Annotated in this window: 16 protein-coding genes; 8 read left to right on the top strand and 8 right to left on the bottom strand. The window is 61.7% G+C overall.

The genetic code is table 11. The annotated features are described in order from the left end of the window. Window positions 1-38: 38 nt before the first annotated feature. On the top strand, window positions 39-1,055 hold the full coding sequence (locus tag ABVN19_RS11805) for an AraC family transcriptional regulator (protein WP_158259230.1): 1,017 nt from the start codon (window positions 39-41) through the stop codon (window positions 1,053-1,055). A 222-nt stretch (window positions 1,056-1,277) separates the two neighbouring features. On the opposite strand, the gene ABVN19_RS11800 is transcribed toward ABVN19_RS11805, so the two are convergent. Continuing rightward, window positions 1,278-1,769: a GNAT family N-acetyltransferase gene (locus tag ABVN19_RS11800; protein ID WP_105641962.1), complete on the bottom strand. Its 492-nt coding sequence runs from the start codon at window positions 1,767-1,769 to the stop codon at window positions 1,278-1,280. 242 nt (window positions 1,770-2,011) lie between these two features. Here ABVN19_RS11800 and ABVN19_RS11795 point away from each other — a divergent pair, with 242 nt between their 5' ends. Continuing rightward, the gene (locus ABVN19_RS11795) at window positions 2,012-2,404 is read left to right on the top strand and encodes a hypothetical protein (protein ID WP_256585842.1); all 393 of its coding nucleotides are present in this window, start codon (window positions 2,012-2,014) and stop codon (window positions 2,402-2,404) included. Continuing rightward, window positions 2,382-2,522, top strand: a complete 141-nt coding sequence (locus tag ABVN19_RS11790; protein ID WP_177431061.1) for a hypothetical protein — start codon at window positions 2,382-2,384, stop codon at window positions 2,520-2,522. Before ABVN19_RS11795 ends, ABVN19_RS11790 begins: the two co-directional genes overlap by 23 nt. 126 nt (window positions 2,523-2,648) lie before the next feature. Here the strand turns inward: ABVN19_RS11790 and ABVN19_RS11785 are convergent, their stop codons facing one another. Beyond that, window positions 2,649-3,566 (bottom strand): LysR family transcriptional regulator, encoded by a 918-nt coding sequence (locus ABVN19_RS11785; RefSeq protein ID WP_028946002.1) that lies wholly within the window; start codon window positions 3,564-3,566, stop codon window positions 2,649-2,651. Between the two features lie 98 nt (window positions 3,567-3,664). Here ABVN19_RS11785 and ABVN19_RS11780 point away from each other — a divergent pair, with 98 nt between their 5' ends. Next, a complete protein-coding gene (locus ABVN19_RS11780) occupies window positions 3,665-4,663 on the top strand; it encodes a cyclase family protein (RefSeq protein WP_105641963.1) in 999 nt (332 codons plus the stop codon). A gap of 197 nt (window positions 4,664-4,860) precedes the next feature. Here the strand turns inward: ABVN19_RS11780 and catA are convergent, their stop codons facing one another. The 4 genes from catA to ABVN19_RS11760 all read right to left on the bottom strand — a co-directional run bounded on the left by catA (window position 4,861) and on the right by ABVN19_RS11760 (window position 9,015). Further along, window positions 4,861-5,493: a type A chloramphenicol O-acetyltransferase gene (gene catA, locus ABVN19_RS11775; protein WP_105641964.1), complete on the bottom strand. Its 633-nt coding sequence runs from the start codon at window positions 5,491-5,493 to the stop codon at window positions 4,861-4,863. A gap of 16 nt (window positions 5,494-5,509) precedes the next feature. Further along, window positions 5,510-5,848, bottom strand: a complete 339-nt coding sequence (locus ABVN19_RS11770; RefSeq protein ID WP_146117325.1) for a hypothetical protein — start codon at window positions 5,846-5,848, stop codon at window positions 5,510-5,512. Window positions 5,849-6,010: 162 nt separating this feature from the next. Continuing rightward, window positions 6,011-7,525 carry a nucleobase:cation symporter-2 family protein gene (locus ABVN19_RS11765; protein ID WP_028946005.1) on the bottom strand — a complete coding sequence of 505 codons (1,515 nt, stop codon included), beginning with the start codon at window positions 7,523-7,525 and terminating at the stop codon, window positions 6,011-6,013. A 131-nt stretch (window positions 7,526-7,656) separates the two neighbouring features. Next, window positions 7,657-9,015 (bottom strand): 8-oxoguanine deaminase, encoded by a 1,359-nt coding sequence (locus ABVN19_RS11760; RefSeq protein WP_028946006.1) that lies wholly within the window; start codon window positions 9,013-9,015, stop codon window positions 7,657-7,659. A 71-nt stretch (window positions 9,016-9,086) separates the two neighbouring features. Between ABVN19_RS11760 and ABVN19_RS11755 the strand changes: the two genes are divergently transcribed. Together ABVN19_RS11755 and ABVN19_RS11750 are read left to right on the top strand one after the other, a co-directional pair. Beyond that, window positions 9,087-9,227 carry a hypothetical protein gene (locus ABVN19_RS11755; RefSeq protein WP_158259231.1) on the top strand — a complete coding sequence of 47 codons (141 nt, stop codon included), beginning with the start codon at window positions 9,087-9,089 and terminating at the stop codon, window positions 9,225-9,227. Further along, complete coding sequence (locus tag ABVN19_RS11750) at window positions 9,224-9,487, top strand: hypothetical protein (protein WP_146117326.1); 264 nt, start codon at window positions 9,224-9,226, stop codon at window positions 9,485-9,487. Before ABVN19_RS11755 ends, ABVN19_RS11750 begins: the two co-directional genes overlap by 4 nt. A gap of 60 nt (window positions 9,488-9,547) precedes the next feature. Here ABVN19_RS11750 and ABVN19_RS11745 read toward each other — a convergent pair whose 3' ends face one another. Beyond that, the gene (locus ABVN19_RS11745; protein ID WP_028946007.1) at window positions 9,548-10,285 is read right to left on the bottom strand and encodes a GntR family transcriptional regulator; all 738 of its coding nucleotides are present in this window, start codon (window positions 10,283-10,285) and stop codon (window positions 9,548-9,550) included. 158 nt (window positions 10,286-10,443) lie between these two features. On the opposite strand from ABVN19_RS11745, the gene ABVN19_RS11740 reads away from it, so the two are divergent. Both ABVN19_RS11740 and ABVN19_RS11735 read left to right on the top strand, forming a co-directional pair. Continuing rightward, window positions 10,444-11,268 (top strand): amidohydrolase family protein, encoded by an 825-nt coding sequence (locus ABVN19_RS11740; protein WP_028946008.1) that lies wholly within the window; start codon window positions 10,444-10,446, stop codon window positions 11,266-11,268. Between the two features lie 30 nt (window positions 11,269-11,298). Continuing rightward, the gene (locus ABVN19_RS11735) at window positions 11,299-12,597 is read left to right on the top strand and encodes an SLC13 family permease (protein WP_028946009.1); all 1,299 of its coding nucleotides are present in this window, start codon (window positions 11,299-11,301) and stop codon (window positions 12,595-12,597) included. 73 nt (window positions 12,598-12,670) lie between these two features. On the opposite strand, the gene ABVN19_RS11730 is transcribed toward ABVN19_RS11735, so the two are convergent. Further along, window positions 12,671-15,070 (bottom strand): TonB-dependent receptor, encoded by a 2,400-nt coding sequence (locus ABVN19_RS11730; protein ID WP_105641966.1) that lies wholly within the window; start codon window positions 15,068-15,070, stop codon window positions 12,671-12,673. Window positions 15,071-15,138 lie beyond the last annotated feature (68 nt).

Genomic DNA, 15,138 nt, shown 5'->3' with positions numbered 1-15,138 from the left:
TAGAGTCGTTACCTAAGCAACTACCAAGAGCAAGCCCGATGGTCAGAAGTACCACCGTATCGGCCGTCGCAGTGCTGGATCTGCACGACCAGTTGCTGAATCTCGGCGTGGTCACTGCAACCCAGTTGCGGGAGGCCGGGGTGGAGGGTGCCAAACTTCTCGACCAGAGGGCTGCGGCATCGCCGATCCAGGAGCAGCGTGTCGACGAGACCCAGTTACTGGCGCTGTGGCAGTTCGCCGCGAACAACACGCAATTGCCGCATATCGGCCTGCTGATCGGGCAGACCTTCAACCCCGCCACGCATGGCGTGCTGGCTAGTTGGTTGTGCCAATGCAGTCGGGTGAGTGAGGCGCTGGAAGTGTTCCAGCGGCATATCGCGCTGATGAACCCTTCGGAGAGCTGGCAGTACAGTGAAACGGCAGATGCTCTGGTGCTAGAGATCACCTTCGCCCCTGGCAAAACCTACCCGCAGGCCGCCATCGAACGCAGCATGAGTGCAGTGCTGCGCTGGAGCCGGGAGATGACCGGCGTAGAGCTGCGGCCTCTGGCCTGCGAGTTCGCTTTCCCATCCCCGGCCTACCATGCGCACTATGTCGAGCTGTTCGGCAGCGAGCTGCGCTTCGACAGCGAGAGAAACAGCCTCCACCTGCCGCGCGACTTCCTGCAGCATCCCATTCTCGGCGCCAGCGACTACCTGCGACAGATGCTGGAGTCTCGTGCAAGGGCGACACTCGCACAGCTGCAAGACGCAGATACGCTTGCCGGCACGGTGCGTCGCTTGATTCTCGCAAGCCTGCCCGAAGGCATGAGCATCGAGCCTGCCTGCCAGGCGTTGCACGTCAGTCGCACCACGCTCTACCGACGCTTGAAGGAAGAGGGCACCAGTTTCAGCGCGCTGGTGGCGGAGGTACGTCGCGAGTTGTCCGCGGAGCTGATTCGCCAGGGGCTGCCCGTGGCGACGGTTAGCGAGCGGCTGGGATTCAGGGATACCAGCACTTTCCACCGTGCCTTCAAGCGTTGGTTCGACCGCCCTCCGGGAGCCTTTCGAGACTAGCAATGGGCTTGCCGCTTTCGGCGTCAATGGCGCGTTAAGCGAGGCGATTGAATTGCCTGAAAAGGTAGGTACCTGCGAACCTCAATGCAGGAGACTGGCCTGCTGCGAATCAGTCCGCTTCTGGCCGATTGCTGCCATTCGCCAGGGGCAGCCAAGGGTCGAAAGCAATCAACCGTGCCCCTCTGTTTTCGACCCACTGCAGTCAGTTGCAAGACGCTGACCTCAGTCGTCTGAGTCAGCTTGATTGCTCGGCCCGTAAAGGCGAAAGCGCAAAAAGCGCACGCCATCAATATCAACCTCACCGTCCGCCTGGAACCCCAGTCGAAAGATTGCTTTTATTCTTGTTCTGGTGGGCGGCAGCAAGATCGTGATGGAAGAGAGTCCCATCTCGGTGAAGGCGCGTTCAACAATCGCTTGATAAATGGCCCTGCCACGCCCCCAGAAGGTGGGATGAAGCACCAGTGCCAGATCTGCGTCATCGTTCTCATGTTGCAGGCCGCCCCAGCCAGCAAATTGCTGATCGATCAGGAATGCCCATGGGCCATAGCCATGCTGCTCCCACTGGGCGTCTTTTTGATTGACCCATGTTCTGGCTGTAACGTCATCGAAATGTGCGCCGCCCAGTGGCATTTGTCGCAGCACGCTGGGGTTGTTGTTGAGCGATACGATGTCTGACAGCCCGATTTCGGTGAGGCGCTTGAACTCCAGGGTCATGTTCTATCCTTTGCAGGCACATCAATCAAAGACGCTCGAAGCCTATCAGAGTGCATTTCCCCAAGCTTGCATGCCCACGCTCTAGCGAATCAAAGACAAACCCTCTTCAGCTCCCCGTCGACCCCATCGAGGTGATAGATCCAGCCCAACGGCATCTTCGCCTGATCCATGCCGGCATGGGGAACCTCATCCCTCGGTCCTTATGCTCCCCCGACATCACATGAACAATAATTACAAGTTCCATGGATACCGAATTTCCCGCGAGCGCGTTCTGGCGGCGTCTGGCCCGGCCTCGCCGCAGCCTGGTGGCGCGTTATACCCTGCTTTCAATCGTGGTCATGAGCGTGGCGTTGATCGTTCTGGCGGTGCTCTATGAGCAACTGGCCAAGGACTTGCTCAACCGCCTGACCGACGAACGCCTCGATGCCCAGGCCCTCTCCACGGCGAACCGGGTGTCGTCGATGGCGCCGATGATTCGCTTCAACCTGCCGGCGGCACAGCAGCAGTATGCCGAACTGGCAGCGTATCTCTTGCCCGAAGCGACGTTCGAGGACCCAGCCAGCGCAGCACTGGCGTTCGTTCAGGCCATCGAAGAGCGGCCTGGAAACACGCTTGTCCAGGCTGGGGATCGATGAGGCGTCGATCCCCGTGATGGCGGCAGACGTGGTGAACGGGTTGCAGCGCCTGATCGACGGCAACCCCAGGGACATGACCGAAGGGGAGGTGGAGGCCATCTGTCGTGGCATTTACTGACCATGCACCGGCGCTTGCATCGTCGCGTGATGGCCTTTTGTCGTAGCCGCTGCCGCCAGGCTGCGATCGGCCGCGAAGCGGTCGTAAAATCCCTGAAGCGACTGCTGCGCAGCCAGGCGGCAGTGGCTACGGAGCAGGTGTTGCGGCTGTTGCCATGCCGGCAGGGAGTGCATCGGCGAGGAAGTCGACAAACACCCGCACTTTCTGCGACACATGCCTGTGGCTGGCGTACAGGGCATAGATCGAGCGCCGTGGCATCGACTGCCCGGGGAGCAGTTGCAGCAGTTGGCCGCTGTCGAGCAAGGGCTGGGCGATGAACGAGGGCAGGGCGCCGATGCCCAGGCCGGCCAGCAACAGGTCGCTGAGCATCAGGCTGTTGTCTACCGCAAGGCGCACCGGCAGCTCCAGGCGGCTGTTGCCTTGCGGGCCTTGCAGGTGCCAACTGCCCGGGTGCTCGGCCAGGCGATAGGCCAGGCAGCTGTGCTCGCGCAGGTCGTCGACGCTGTGCGGCGTGCCGTTGGCCTCCAGGTAAGCCGGTGCGGCGCAGATCATTTGCTCAACGTCGCCCAGGCGCCGGGCGACCAGGGATGAGTCCGGCAGGTGACTGCGAATTCGCAGCGACACATCGAAACCTTCGCTGACGACGTCCAGCAAGCGGTCGTCGAGGGTGAGCTCGACCTTGAGCTGTGGGTAGCGCTGCATGAATGCCACCAGGATCGGCGACAGCACCTTGAGGCCGAATGACAGCGGCGCGTTGACGCGCAGGCGGCCGCTGGGCTCGCTGGCGCCGAGCTGGGTCGCACGTTCCAGGGCGTCGAGTTCATCGAGCAAGTGGCAGCATTCGCTGAAGTACGCCTGGCCGGTCTCGGACAGGCTCATGCGGCGAGTGGTGCGCACCAGCAAGAGGCTGCCCAGGCGTTCCTCCAGTTGCCGCACCTGCTTGCTCACCGCAGCCGTGGATTGCCCCAGGTCGACAGCCGCGAGGCTGAAGCTGCCGCGTTCGACCACCCGGCGAAACGTACGCATGGCCACCCATACATCCATATATTTTCTCCTGGGTTGAATATCAATCAACGAAACGCCTGATTATCTATGATGCATCAGTCAATAACATGACTGCTCCCTTTTACAGGAGTCATCTCATGTTGCTGCGTTCGTGGATCAAGAATGTCACCCGGTTGGCCGTCGTGCCGATGCTCGGCGCACTGTGCAGTGCCGGTGCGCTGGCCAAGCCCGAGGTGGGTATCAGCCCCTGGGGAGAGAAGGACGAGATCGGGCGCCTGAACCTCATGACCCCGCAGTCGCAGGCCGCGATCATGGCCCGGGTCAACGGGGCCCCGGCCTACGACCTGGCGGTGGAGTACTTTGTCGGCATGCCCAGCTGGCAAGCGGCGGGTGACCCGCCCTACCAGATGTGGATGACCCACACCCCGCACGGCAATGTCATCGCCGACCCGATGAAGGTTGGCGAACCGATGAACCAGCACGTCAGCTACAGCGGTTCGGCGGTTTCCATGTATGCCCACATGGGCACCCATATCGATGCGCTCAATCACTTCGGTCTCGACGGCAAGATCTGGAACGGCTTTCGTGCCGACCAGCACCTGGGCGACCGTGGCTGGAATGTCACAGGTGCAGAAAAGCTGCCGCCGATCATCGCGCGCGGGGTGATGATCGATGTTGCCGCGGCCAAGGGCCTGGAGCAACTGGCGGACAACTACCGCGTTACCCGCAGCGATCTGCAGCAGGCCCTGGCCAAGCAGCGCGTGGCGCTGGAGAAAGGTGACGTCGTGTTGATCCGTACCGGACGCATGCGTGACTATGACAACGCCCAGGCCTACATGACCAACCCCCCGGGCCTGAGCCTGGATGCAGCGAAGTTCCTGGTGGAGGACAGCGGTGCGATGGTGGTGGGGGCCGACAACCTGAGCTTCGAGACCTTCCCTTCGGAAGTCGAGGGCAACTACCTGCCCGTGCATACCTATCTACTGGCCATGCAGGGCGCGCCGATCATTGAACTGGTGAACCTGGAAGGCCTGGCCCGGGACCGCGTCTACCAATTCGCGTTCGTGGGGGCTTCGCTGAAACTGCGCGGTGCCGACGCCGCACCGATGCGTCCGATGGCCTTGCCGGTTCACTGAGCAACGCTACGACCGCTGCGCGGCCAATCGCAGGCTGTCGCCAGCGGCTACGGGGAAACGGCAACCGTAGCGGCTGCCGAGGAACGAGGCTGCGATCGGCTGCAACGCGGTCGTAGAGGGTATCCAGACGACCGCTCCGCGCTCGATCACAGGCTGTCGCCAGCGACTACGGCGGCGCGATACATCAACGATTGCCGTTAGAAGTCATCGCAGGCCATTTGCAGCTCATTGATCAACCTGCCGACATGAAAACCATCGCACACCGCATGATGCACTTGCACCGCCAGTGGCATCAGCACCTTGTCACCGTGCGCATAGTATTTGCCGATGGTGAACATGGGGGCGAAGAAGTTGTGGATGTTGGCCATGTTGAAATCAAAGCTGGTAAAGCTCACCCAAGGGTTGGCCGACACGAAGAACAGGTTCTCGATGAACCCCTTGGGGAAATACGCGACATCATCGCGATAGCGCTGCTCGTCGTCTGAAAACGTCTGCAGGAACTGACCGAGGTCTTCATCGTAATGGCTCCACAGTGACGAAAAGGTCTCGGTTTGTTTATGGAAAATCGTGAAACTTGGGTGAATCACATCCCAGGTCACCAGCGCTTCGTCTTTCATCGCCATGCGAAACTCCGGGTGTTGGTTCAGCAGCCGGGCGATCAGGTGGATCATGCTGGGGTAGAACTTCCAGCCCTGCGCCCTGGTGCGCTCCAAGACCTTGGTGATATCCAGCTGGACGGTTTGGCTAAACGTACACTGGGCCACGGCTTGGAATGTCTCGAAATGCTCCTTGCGGCCCCAGCGCGCTGTATCAACCGGTGTGTATCCCATGTGACAACCATTCCCATTACAAAAGGCTCAAGTATGCCATAGGGGGCAGGAGCGGCGGTGCCGCTGCTTCAGCCTGATAAAAAGTAGGAGCAGAGCTTTTCGACTGTGGAGGGTGACCGCCCGCACACATTGAAAACGTGCCTGCTCCTATGAAGCCTAGGGCGTGCGGCTCGCTGGCCGCCGAGCGCGCCAGCAACGCCTCGTAGTCACTGCCCAACGCGGTGCTGTCACCAACGCTGATGCAGTGAGCGATTTGCGGCAGATCGTCCATCAGCGGCACCAACGCGTCGCTGAAGCGACGTTCGGCAATCAGCGCGACAGCGCCCACGGCGCGCATCAGTTCAAGTATTTTCACCGGCGTGGGGTGCAAGGGGGTGGGGCGATGTGCTTGGCCGCGGCCAGGTCGGAAGCGACCCGGGGGCAAGTGAAAGGCGGGGACAACGTCGTGATCGTGGCGTTGTTTCGTGACCTGGGGCATAGCGACGCCTGCGCGTCGCTATGCCTGATTCATGGTCGGTCAGTGCGCCGGTTCGAGGTGGTTTCTGCGCGGTGCCGAGGTTGGTTCATGGTCCTCGTCGGTTTCCACGATCGGCACTTCGTTGCCGTCGCAGTCGAACAACTTGCCATCGCGGAACACATCACCCTCGTTGAGCCCGGCGACATCGCGGTAGCGCAGGGTGCGCTCGCTGGCGGCGACGAATACCGACTGCTGGTCGGAGTTGCCGGCCCGCAGATGGTTGAACAACAGGTTGAGCAGGATGGCCATGATCGCAGCCGAGCTGATGCCGGAGTGGAAAATGGTCTCGAACCAGGCCGGGAAGTGATGGTAGAAGTTCGGTGCTGCAATGGGAATCATGCCGAAGCCGATCGAAGTGGCGACGATGATCAGGTTCATGTTGTTGCGATAGTCCACCTGGGCCAGGGTGCGGATGCCGCTGGCCGCGACGGTGCCGAACAGTACCAGGCCAGCCCCGCCGAGAACGGCGGTAGGCACGGCGGCGACCAGGCGGCCCATGACCGGCAGCAGCCCGAGCGTCACCAGGATCAGGCCGGCGGTGGCCACCACATAGCGGCTCTTCACCCCGGTCACGGCGACCAGGCCGACGTTCTGCGCAAACGCGCTCTGGGTAAAGGAGCCGAACAGCGGCGCCAGGGCGCTGGAGATCATGTCGGCGCGCAGGCCGTTGCCAAGACGCTTCGAGTCGACCTTGGTTTCGATGATCGCGCCGACGGCGAGAATGTCGGCAGAGGTCTCGACCATGGTCACGATGATCACAATCAACATCGACAGGATGGCAGCGACCTGAAACTGCGGCATGCCGTAGTGCAGGATCTCGGGCAGGGCCACCAACGGCCCTTCAAGGGTCTGCGAGAAGTCGGCCATGCCAACGGCTGCGGCTACCAGCGTGCCAATCACGATCGCCAGCAGAATCGACAGACGCGAGAGGCTGGCGCTACCCAGCTTGCTGAGCAGCAGCACGGTAACCAGCGTGAACGCCGCCAGACCGATATTGCCCACGCTGCCAAAATCGGCGGCCTGGCTGTTGCCACCCATGGCCCAGCGCGCGGTGACCGGCATCAGGGTCAGGCCGATAGTGGTAATGACGATACCTGTCACCAGCGGTGGAAAGAACTTGATGATGCGCGAGAACAGCGGCGTGATCAGCAGGCCGATCAACGATGAGGCGACCACCGCCCCGAACACCACTGATAATCCTCCAGTGCCGTCGCTGCCGATGATGGCGACCATGGTGGCGACGCCGGCGAAGGACACCCCCTGGACCAACGGCAGGCGACAGCCAAAGAAGGGAATGCCAAGTGTCTGCAGTAACGTCGCCAGGCCGCCGGCGAACAGCGAGGCAGCGATCAACAGGCCAACCTCGGCAGATGAAAGACCGGCCGCCTGACCGATGATCAGCGGAACGGCGATGATGCCTCCATACATCGTCAGCACATGCTGCAGCCCGTAGGCCAGGTTGGCGCCAACGCCGAGGTTCTCGTCTTCGGGACGAGATGAAGCGGGAGATGTCATGGTGAGTAGCTCGCTTTTGTTATTTTGATGCGTCTAACAGCACGGTCTCAGTCGCAGTGGATGCGTTCTGTGGGGTAGAACGGGTGTCACGCCGCTGCGCCCGGCAATGAGCGCAACGGCTTGAACGAGGGTCAGTCGCCGATTACCAACTGACGGGCCAGCTGGTTGTGGCGCTCCAGCACCAGGGGCAGGTCGACGGTGGTGATGCGACCATCCTTGACCACTACGCGGCCATTGATCACGCTGGTATCGACGTGGGTCGGGGTGCAGAACACCAGGGCAGCGAGCGGGTCGTGATGGGCGCCGGCATAGGACACATGGCCAAGGTCGAACGCGACGAAGTCGGCGATCATGCCGGGGGCCAGGGCACCGATGTCATTGCGGTTGAGCACCTTGGCGCCGCCCAGGGTGGCGATTTCCAGCGCCTCGCGAGCGGTCATCGCATCGGGGCCGAAACCGACCCGCTGCAACAGCAGCGCCTGGCGCACTTCACCGATCATGCTGGCGCCATCGTTGGAGGCCGAACCGTCGACACCCAGGCCCACCGGTACGCCGTGGTCGCGCATCTTGCGGATGGGCGCAATGCCCGAGGCCAGGCGCATGTTCGAGCACGGGCAGTGGGCTACGCCGGTACCGGTACGGGCGAACAGTTCGATGCCGTGCTGGTCGAGTTGAACACAGTGGGCATGCCACACATCGTGGCCGACCCAGCCCAGGTCTTCGGCGTACTCGGCCGGCGTCATGCCGAACTTTTCGCGACTGTAGGCGATGTCGTTGACGTTTTCTGCAAGGTGCGTGTGCATCGATACACCGTACTGGCGCGCCAGCACCGCGGCTTCGCGCATCAGGTCGCGGCTCACCGAGAAGGGCGAGCAGGGCGCCACCACAACCCGCAGCATCGAACCGTGGCTGGCATCGTGATAGTCCTCGATCAGGCGCTGGGACTCCTTGAGAATGTCGCTTTCTTTCTCCACCACCGAATCGGGCGGCAGGCCACCCTGGCTGCGGCCGACACTCATGCTGCCGCGTGCGGCGTGGAAGCGCATGCCGATTTCCCCGGCGGCGTGGATGCTGTCGTCGAGCTTGCAGCCGTTGGGATAGATGTAGAGGTGATCGCTGGAGGTAGTGCAGCCGGAGAGCATCAGTTCAGCCATCGCGGTCTGGGTCGACACGGCGATCATTTCGGGCGTCAGTCGTGCCCAGATGGGGTACAGGTTGGTCAACCAGTTGAACAGTTCGCCGTCCTGGGCCGCCGGTACTACGCGGGTAAGGCTCTGGTACATGTGGTGGTGAGTGTTGACCAGGCCTGGGATGACCACTTTGCCGGCCATGTCCAGCACCACATCGGCCGTTTGCGGCAACGTTTCGCTGGGGCCGACCTGCTTGATCAGGTTGTCCTCGATGTACAGGCCACCGCGTTTGATCTCCCGGCGTTCGCCATCCATGGTCACCAGCAGTTCGGCGTTCTTGACCAGTAATGTCTTGGGCATACGTATTCCTCTCCCGATTGGAGTTGGCATTCAACTTGGTTCTGTTGCAGGCACGGGGGGGGGCCGCTTGAATGAAGCCCTTGTACCCCGGCACTGCGTGGAGACAATCCCTGGCGGGCTGGATCGATCAGCGCGTACGTGCGCGCAGCGGTGCTGCCCGGGAGCGTGTCCTGGGCTTGGCCGAGCAGTGGCGTGAAGTGACCGGCAGATGATCCAGTCCACCCTGTGGAGCCTGGCACAGCGGCAGGCATTCAAAGGTGATCCAGGAAGCTTTGTGGGTGTACGCGATAGAGACGAATGCGTCGTGGAACGACGTTCGTGGATGACGCTCGACAGGTGCGAGCAGCAATGGGTGTTGCATGGCTTTGGACCGTCGCAATACGCACCGGCGATTACCGGTGTCGTAGGCGTGGAATTATGTAACCAGAATAATGAGTTTTTGTATACAGGGAATGTAGGGGAATTCTCCTGAACCCCGACCGCGCAGCGGTCGATCGCAGGCTGTGCCAGCGGCTACCTCGGCGGACCGGGACTACGAAATCTCGACCTGATAGCGAAAAGTATCTGCCGCCCCCCGCGACAACCGGTACTCAAGCGGTTGGCGGTCATACCCCAGCGCCACGCGCTCGACCACCACCACCGGGCTGTCCACCGCCACCTGCAACACGCCAGCCAACGCTTCGTCGGCCGACGTTACCGTCAGCGTTTCCCGTGCCGAGGCCACGCGCATGCCGCAGTGCTCTTCATAGAAGGGGTAGAGCAAGGTGCCGAAGTCGCTCAGGTCGATCGCTAGCAGGGGGCCGAATTTTGCAGCAGGCAGCCAGATCTGCTCGTGAAGCAACGGCTGGCCCTCGATCAGGCGCAGACGCTCCAGGCAAAGGGTGGTTTCCCCTACCGCCAGGTTCAGTGCCTGGCGAACCTGGGCAGGCGGGGGTTCCTGGGTGCGGGTCAGTATCAGGCTTTGCGGAACCTGTGATTCACCGCTGGCGTTGACCTGGCGAAAGAAGCGGAACAGTGATCCGTCGAAGTTGGGGCGGCGCACGAAAGTGCCACGGCCCTGCGCGCGCAGTAGGAGTCCTTCACTGACCAGGGTGTCGACCGCCTTGCGCACGGTACCGACGGCAACGCCGTAACTGCGAGTCAGTTCAGCTTCTGTGGGAATCGCCTCGCCCGGCAGCCATTCGCCGACCGCGATTTTCGCCACGATCTCGTCGCGAAGCCGTTGATAGAGCGGGAGACGCTCGTCATGTCCAAGGTGATTAGGGGTCATACCATCGATCCGATTTCAAGCCATGCGCCACTTTACCTCAGTCGCCAGATTGACAGTAATGGTTGTTTATAGATATGGTCATTCAGTCATCTATATGAATTTGGCCGCGAATGCATCACCCCGTGGCCCCTAACAAAAATCAATAGAGGTAGCTCTTGATGTCCATGCCGCTTGCGGGCGTCGATTCTCACGCCCACATCTTTCGCCATGACCTGCCGATGGCCGCTGATCGCCGCTACAGTCCCGATTACGATGCCTTGGTAGAAGACTACCTGGCGCACCTGGATCGCTGTGGCCTTGCCCATGGCGTGCTGATCCAGCCCAGCTTCCTGGGCACCGACAACCATTTCATGCTCGAAGCGCTGATGCGTTTCCCGGAGCGTTTGCGTGGGGTGGCGGTCGTCGACCCACAGATCGACGACGCACAGCTCGAAGCGCTGGCCAATGCTGGCGTGGTCGGTGCCCGCTTGAACCTGATCGGCAGGGCACCGAATGACTTCACTGCAGCGCAATGGCAAACCTTCTTCCAGCGCTTGGCACGGCTAGGCTGGCAAGTGGAGATTCAGGCTGTGTTTGACGCGCTGAGTCAGGTGCTGCCAGCCATCATTGAGTCAGGCGTCACGGTGGTGGTAGACCACTTCGCGCTGCCCCAGCGCGACATCGATCCACTTGACCCTGCACACCAGGCGCTGCTTGTGTTGCTCGGGGAGCAGCGGGTGTGGGTCAAGTTGTCTGCTGCGTATCGCAGCCAGTCCGACCTAGTGCGTGCGGTCGCCGTGTTGACGCATTTGCGCGCGGCGTGCGGCGGTATCGATCGCCTCGTCTGGGGCAGCGATTGGCCGCATACCCAGTTCGAGTCACGCACCGGCTATGACGAGCAATTCGCGTGGCTTGAGGCTTTGTTGCCCGATCCGCTGGAGCGTCGCCAGGTGCTGGTGGACAACCCTTCGAAACTGTTCGGCTTCGCCGCGTCGGCGCGTTGAGCTTCACCAGACTAATCAGGTACACGCATTATGATGAGCCTCTACGTCGTCGCCGCGATCGTTCTTGCTGTCGCCCTGGGTTACATCACCAGGGTCAACATCGGCCTGTTCGCTATCGCCTTCGCCTACCTGCTGGGCTGCTTCGGCATGGGCTTGAGCCCGTCTGAAGTCATTGCCATGTGGCCGCTGAAGATCTTCTTCATCATTTTCTCGGTCTGCCTGTTCTACAGCTTCGCCACGGTCAATGGCACGCTGGAGAAGCTGGCCGAGCATCTGCTTTATCGCTGTCGCAACGCGCCGCATTTGCTGCCTTATGCGGTGTTCCTCACTGCCTGTGTGATTGCCGGCCTTGGGGCGGGCTACTACACGGTGCTGGCCTTTATGGCGCCGTTGACCTTGATGCTATGCCAGCGCACCGGAATGAGCCTGATCCTGGGCGGCATGGCGGTCAACTATGGTGCGCTGGGCGGCGCCAACTTTGTGTCGAGCCAGAGTGGCATCATTTTCCGCGGCCTCATGACCGGTCTTGGGGTTCCCGAAAGTGAAGCCTTCATCAACGGCCTGGCCATCTTCGCCAGCACCATGGTGATTCCGCTGGTGGTCATTTCCGTGTTCGTCTTCGTCGCCGGTCACGGCCGCGCACTGAAGAACGCCGCCATTACGGTAGAGCCCCCGAGCCCGCTCAACCGCGAGCAGAAGATCACCTTGTCGCTGACTGTACTGATGATGCTGATCGTGCTGGCCGGGCCGATCGCGCTGATCCTGTTCCCTGACAACTCGGCAGTGACGTTCTTCAATTCGAAGGTGGACATCGGCCTGATCGCCAGTGTGTTCTCGGTGGTTGCGCTGGTGCTCAAGCTTGGCGACGAGCGCAAGGCGATTGCCTCGTTGCCGTGGGGCACGCTGATCATGATCTGTGGCGTCGGTATGCTGATCTCGGTGGCGATCAAGGCCGGTGCCATCGACGCCCTGGCTTCGTGGATCGGCGGCAATATCTCGCCGATCATGGTAGCGCTGGTGTTCGGTATCGTCGCGGCCCTGATGTCGGTCTTCGCCAGTACCCTGGGGGTGGTCACACCGGCGTTGTTCCCGATGGTGCCGCCGTTGGCGGCGGCGATGTCCATTGACCCGATGGTGCTGTTCGTCAGCATTGTCGTGGGTGCTCAGGCGACGTCCATTTCGCCGTTCTCCTCGGGCGGCAGCCTGATTCTGAGCTCTTGCGCCGATGAGCAGAGCCGCACGCGCTTGTTCCCGCAACTGCTGCTGCGTGCGGCGCCCGCCGGCTTCGTGGCGGCAATGCTGTTCAACCTGGTGCTGACCTTTTTTTGAACAACCTGGAGTGGTAACTGAAAACGCCCAGTCCTTTAAGGGCTGGGCGTTTTGCATTGCCGCTGCGGATGACCTAGAAGTCGTACTTCAGGCCTACCGTTGCGTTGCGCGGGGTGCCGTAGTAGCTGCTGCCGGCCGTGCTGGTGTAGTACTCCTCGTCAAACAAGTTGTTGACGTTGACGGTGGCACTCAACTGGCGGGTGATCGGGTAGCGTGCCATCAGGTCGACCACGGCGTAGTCGTCCTCGGTAAAGCGCACGCGGTTCGGGCCCTGGTTGTCGCTGTAGATCTTGCTCTGCCAGTTCACCCCTCCGCCCAGGGTCAACCCATTGCCAATGCCGCGCAGGGTATAGGTGCTGAACAGCTTGAAGGTGTTCTGCGGGACGTTGGTGTTGAGCTTGCCGCCCTCTGCGTTCTGTACGATGTTACGACTGAAGCTGGCACTGGCCTGCCAGTCCGGGGCCAGTTCGCCGCTGACCTCCAGCTCGAAGCCGCGGGTCTTGGTGCCCGATTCGGCTCGGTAGGCGAAGCCACCACCGGGCACCGGGACGTTGGGCTGGATGAGTACGGCCAGGTTGTCCTGTTTGATTTCGTACAATGCCAGGCCGAAGTTCAGGCGGTCATCGAAGAAGGCGGCCTTGCTGCCGACCTCGTAGCCGTCGCCTTCGAGCGGGTCGATGTATTGGCCGTTGATGTCCTTGTTGCTCTGCGGCTTGAAGATGCTGGTATAGCTGGCATACACCGACCAGTGCTGGTCGAGGTCGTAGACCACACCGGCAAATGGCGTAACGACGCCGGTTTCCTGGCGACGGACGTCGGTGTCCGGGGTCTCGTCGTAGTAGTCGGTCTTGACGGTGTTCTTCCAGTCGTTGACGCGGGCACCGAGAATCAGCGAGAGATCGTTGGTCAGACGCAGGCGAGTGCTGCCATAGGTGGCAGATTGATCTTCCTGATAGTCAATGCGGCTGGTGGCCGGCAGCGGCGGTTTGCCGGGGGTGTCGCCGTTCCAGGTGTAGATGTTCGGGATGGCATTGCTCCAGCCATCGAACCACCACAGCGGATAGCCGTTGGTGCGGTACTGCGTGTGCTGTCGGGTATACCCGAATACCGCATCGTGTTCGAGGCCCCACAGGTCGAAGTTGCCCGCGATGTTCAGGTCTGCGCTCGTTTGCACGGGCTTGGCTGCCCAGCGCCCGGCCCACAGATTGACACCGGCCCCGGTCGCAGGGTCAGGGTTGCCGCCGGCGGCATAGCCGAGCACTTCATCGTATTCATAGCGGTCGCGGTTCAGGGTCAGCTTGGCTTTCCAGCGCTCGGAAAGGTTGTGCTCGAGGGTGGCGAAACCGGTGGTGAAGTGCCGGTCGGAATAGGCCCAGCTGGCGGCCGCCGAATCCGAGCGGGACCATTTGGCCCGCGAGCCGTCACTGTTGAACAGGGGAAGGCCACTGCGGGCATGGTCGTCGGCTTCGTGGGACTGCGAGTCCATGCCAAAGGTCAGTAGTGTGTCGGGTGTCAGATCAGCCTCGATGATGCCGTAGAACACCTTTTTGCGTTCGTTGAAACGGTCGATGTACGACTCGTTGTCTTGATAGGCACCGACCACGCGGGCACGCAGGGTGCCGCTGTCGTTCAACGGGCCGCTGACATCGACCTCGTTGCGCTGGTAGTTCCACGAACCGGCAGCGACCGACACGCTGCTCTGGAAGTCGGCAGTCGGGCGCTTGCGGATCAAGTTCACGGTGGCACCGGGAGTGCCCACGCCATTGGTCAGGCCGGTGGCGCCGCGAATGATCTCGACGCGGTCGTACAGGACCATGTCGCTGCTCTGGGCCACGGATTTGTAGTTGCTGTCCAGGCGCTGCAAGCCATCGACCTGGTAGTTTTCGACGGCAAAGCCACGCGAGAAAATCTGGCTCGAGTCCGACCCTGCGTTGCCGCCCTGGTTGACACTCAGGCCCGGTGCCTGCTTGACCACGTCCAATAACTGGGTGAGGTTCTGGTCTTCCATGCGCTGGCGGGTCATCACGCTCACTGCCTGCGGTGTTTCGCGGATCGACAGCGGCAATTTGGTCGCGGTGGCGGTCGAGCCGGTGGTGTAGGAGCCGGTGCCCTCGGTGGTAGCGCCAAGGGAGGAGTCATTGATGCTGGTCGCACCGAGCTCCAGGGCATTCCCGCTCGGTTGGCTGACGATCAGGGTGTTGCCGCTCTGTTGGTAGTTCAGGCCGCTGCCTGCGAGCAGCAGGGTCAGCGCGTTGCGCACGTCCAGCTGGCCGCTGACCGCCGGCGCCTGGCGACCCTGGACGAGGCTACTGTCGACGGCGATGGACATGCCAGCGGCTTCGCCCAATTGACGCAGTGAGGTCGCCAGCGACTGGGCTGGCAGGTTGAGGTCGATGGGCGCGGCCAGGGCCTGGGTGGCCAGCGTCATGGCCACTGCGGCCGACAGGGCACGCAGGGTCGATTGCATCGGCATGCAGATAATCCTTCTTGTGTTTGATAGCTCTAGCACTAACGCGCGGGGGGCGCTTTACCCTGATGTTG

Origin of the sequence: Pseudomonas vranovensis (genome assembly GCF_040438935.1) — a bacterium.
In the GTDB taxonomy this organism is placed as follows: domain Bacteria; phylum Pseudomonadota; class Gammaproteobacteria; order Pseudomonadales; family Pseudomonadaceae; genus Aquipseudomonas; species Aquipseudomonas vranovensis.
This window is presented reverse-complemented; position numbering and strand designations above follow the sequence as displayed.

Excerpts from the sequence above, each read along its gene's own strand:
- ABVN19_RS11805 (WP_158259230.1), top strand. The coding sequence starts at position 39 with ATGGTCAGAAGTACCACCGTATCGGCCGTCGCAGTGCTGGATCTGCAC.
- ABVN19_RS11800 (WP_105641962.1), bottom strand. The coding sequence starts at position 1,769 with ATGACCCTGGAGTTCAAGCGCCTCACCGAAATCGGGCTGTCAGACATC.
- ABVN19_RS11795 (WP_256585842.1), top strand. The coding sequence starts at position 2,012 with ATGGATACCGAATTTCCCGCGAGCGCGTTCTGGCGGCGTCTGGCCCGG.
- ABVN19_RS11785 (WP_028946002.1), bottom strand. The coding sequence starts at position 3,566 with ATGGATGTATGGGTGGCCATGCGTACGTTTCGCCGGGTGGTCGAACGC.
- ABVN19_RS11780 (WP_105641963.1), top strand. The coding sequence starts at position 3,665 with ATGTTGCTGCGTTCGTGGATCAAGAATGTCACCCGGTTGGCCGTCGTG.
- catA (WP_105641964.1), bottom strand. The coding sequence starts at position 5,493 with ATGGGATACACACCGGTTGATACAGCGCGCTGGGGCCGCAAGGAGCAT.
- ABVN19_RS11765 (WP_028946005.1), bottom strand. The coding sequence starts at position 7,525 with ATGACATCTCCCGCTTCATCTCGTCCCGAAGACGAGAACCTCGGCGTT.
- ABVN19_RS11760 (WP_028946006.1), bottom strand. The coding sequence starts at position 9,015 with ATGCCCAAGACATTACTGGTCAAGAACGCCGAACTGCTGGTGACCATG.
- ABVN19_RS11755 (WP_158259231.1), top strand. The coding sequence starts at position 9,087 with ATGAAGCCCTTGTACCCCGGCACTGCGTGGAGACAATCCCTGGCGGGC.
- ABVN19_RS11750 (WP_146117326.1), top strand. The coding sequence starts at position 9,224 with ATGATCCAGTCCACCCTGTGGAGCCTGGCACAGCGGCAGGCATTCAAA.
- ABVN19_RS11745 (WP_028946007.1), bottom strand. The coding sequence starts at position 10,285 with ATGACCCCTAATCACCTTGGACATGACGAGCGTCTCCCGCTCTATCAA.
- ABVN19_RS11740 (WP_028946008.1), top strand. The coding sequence starts at position 10,444 with ATGTCCATGCCGCTTGCGGGCGTCGATTCTCACGCCCACATCTTTCGC.
- ABVN19_RS11735 (WP_028946009.1), top strand. The coding sequence starts at position 11,299 with ATGATGAGCCTCTACGTCGTCGCCGCGATCGTTCTTGCTGTCGCCCTG.
- ABVN19_RS11730 (WP_105641966.1), bottom strand. The coding sequence starts at position 15,070 with ATGCCGATGCAATCGACCCTGCGTGCCCTGTCGGCCGCAGTGGCCATG.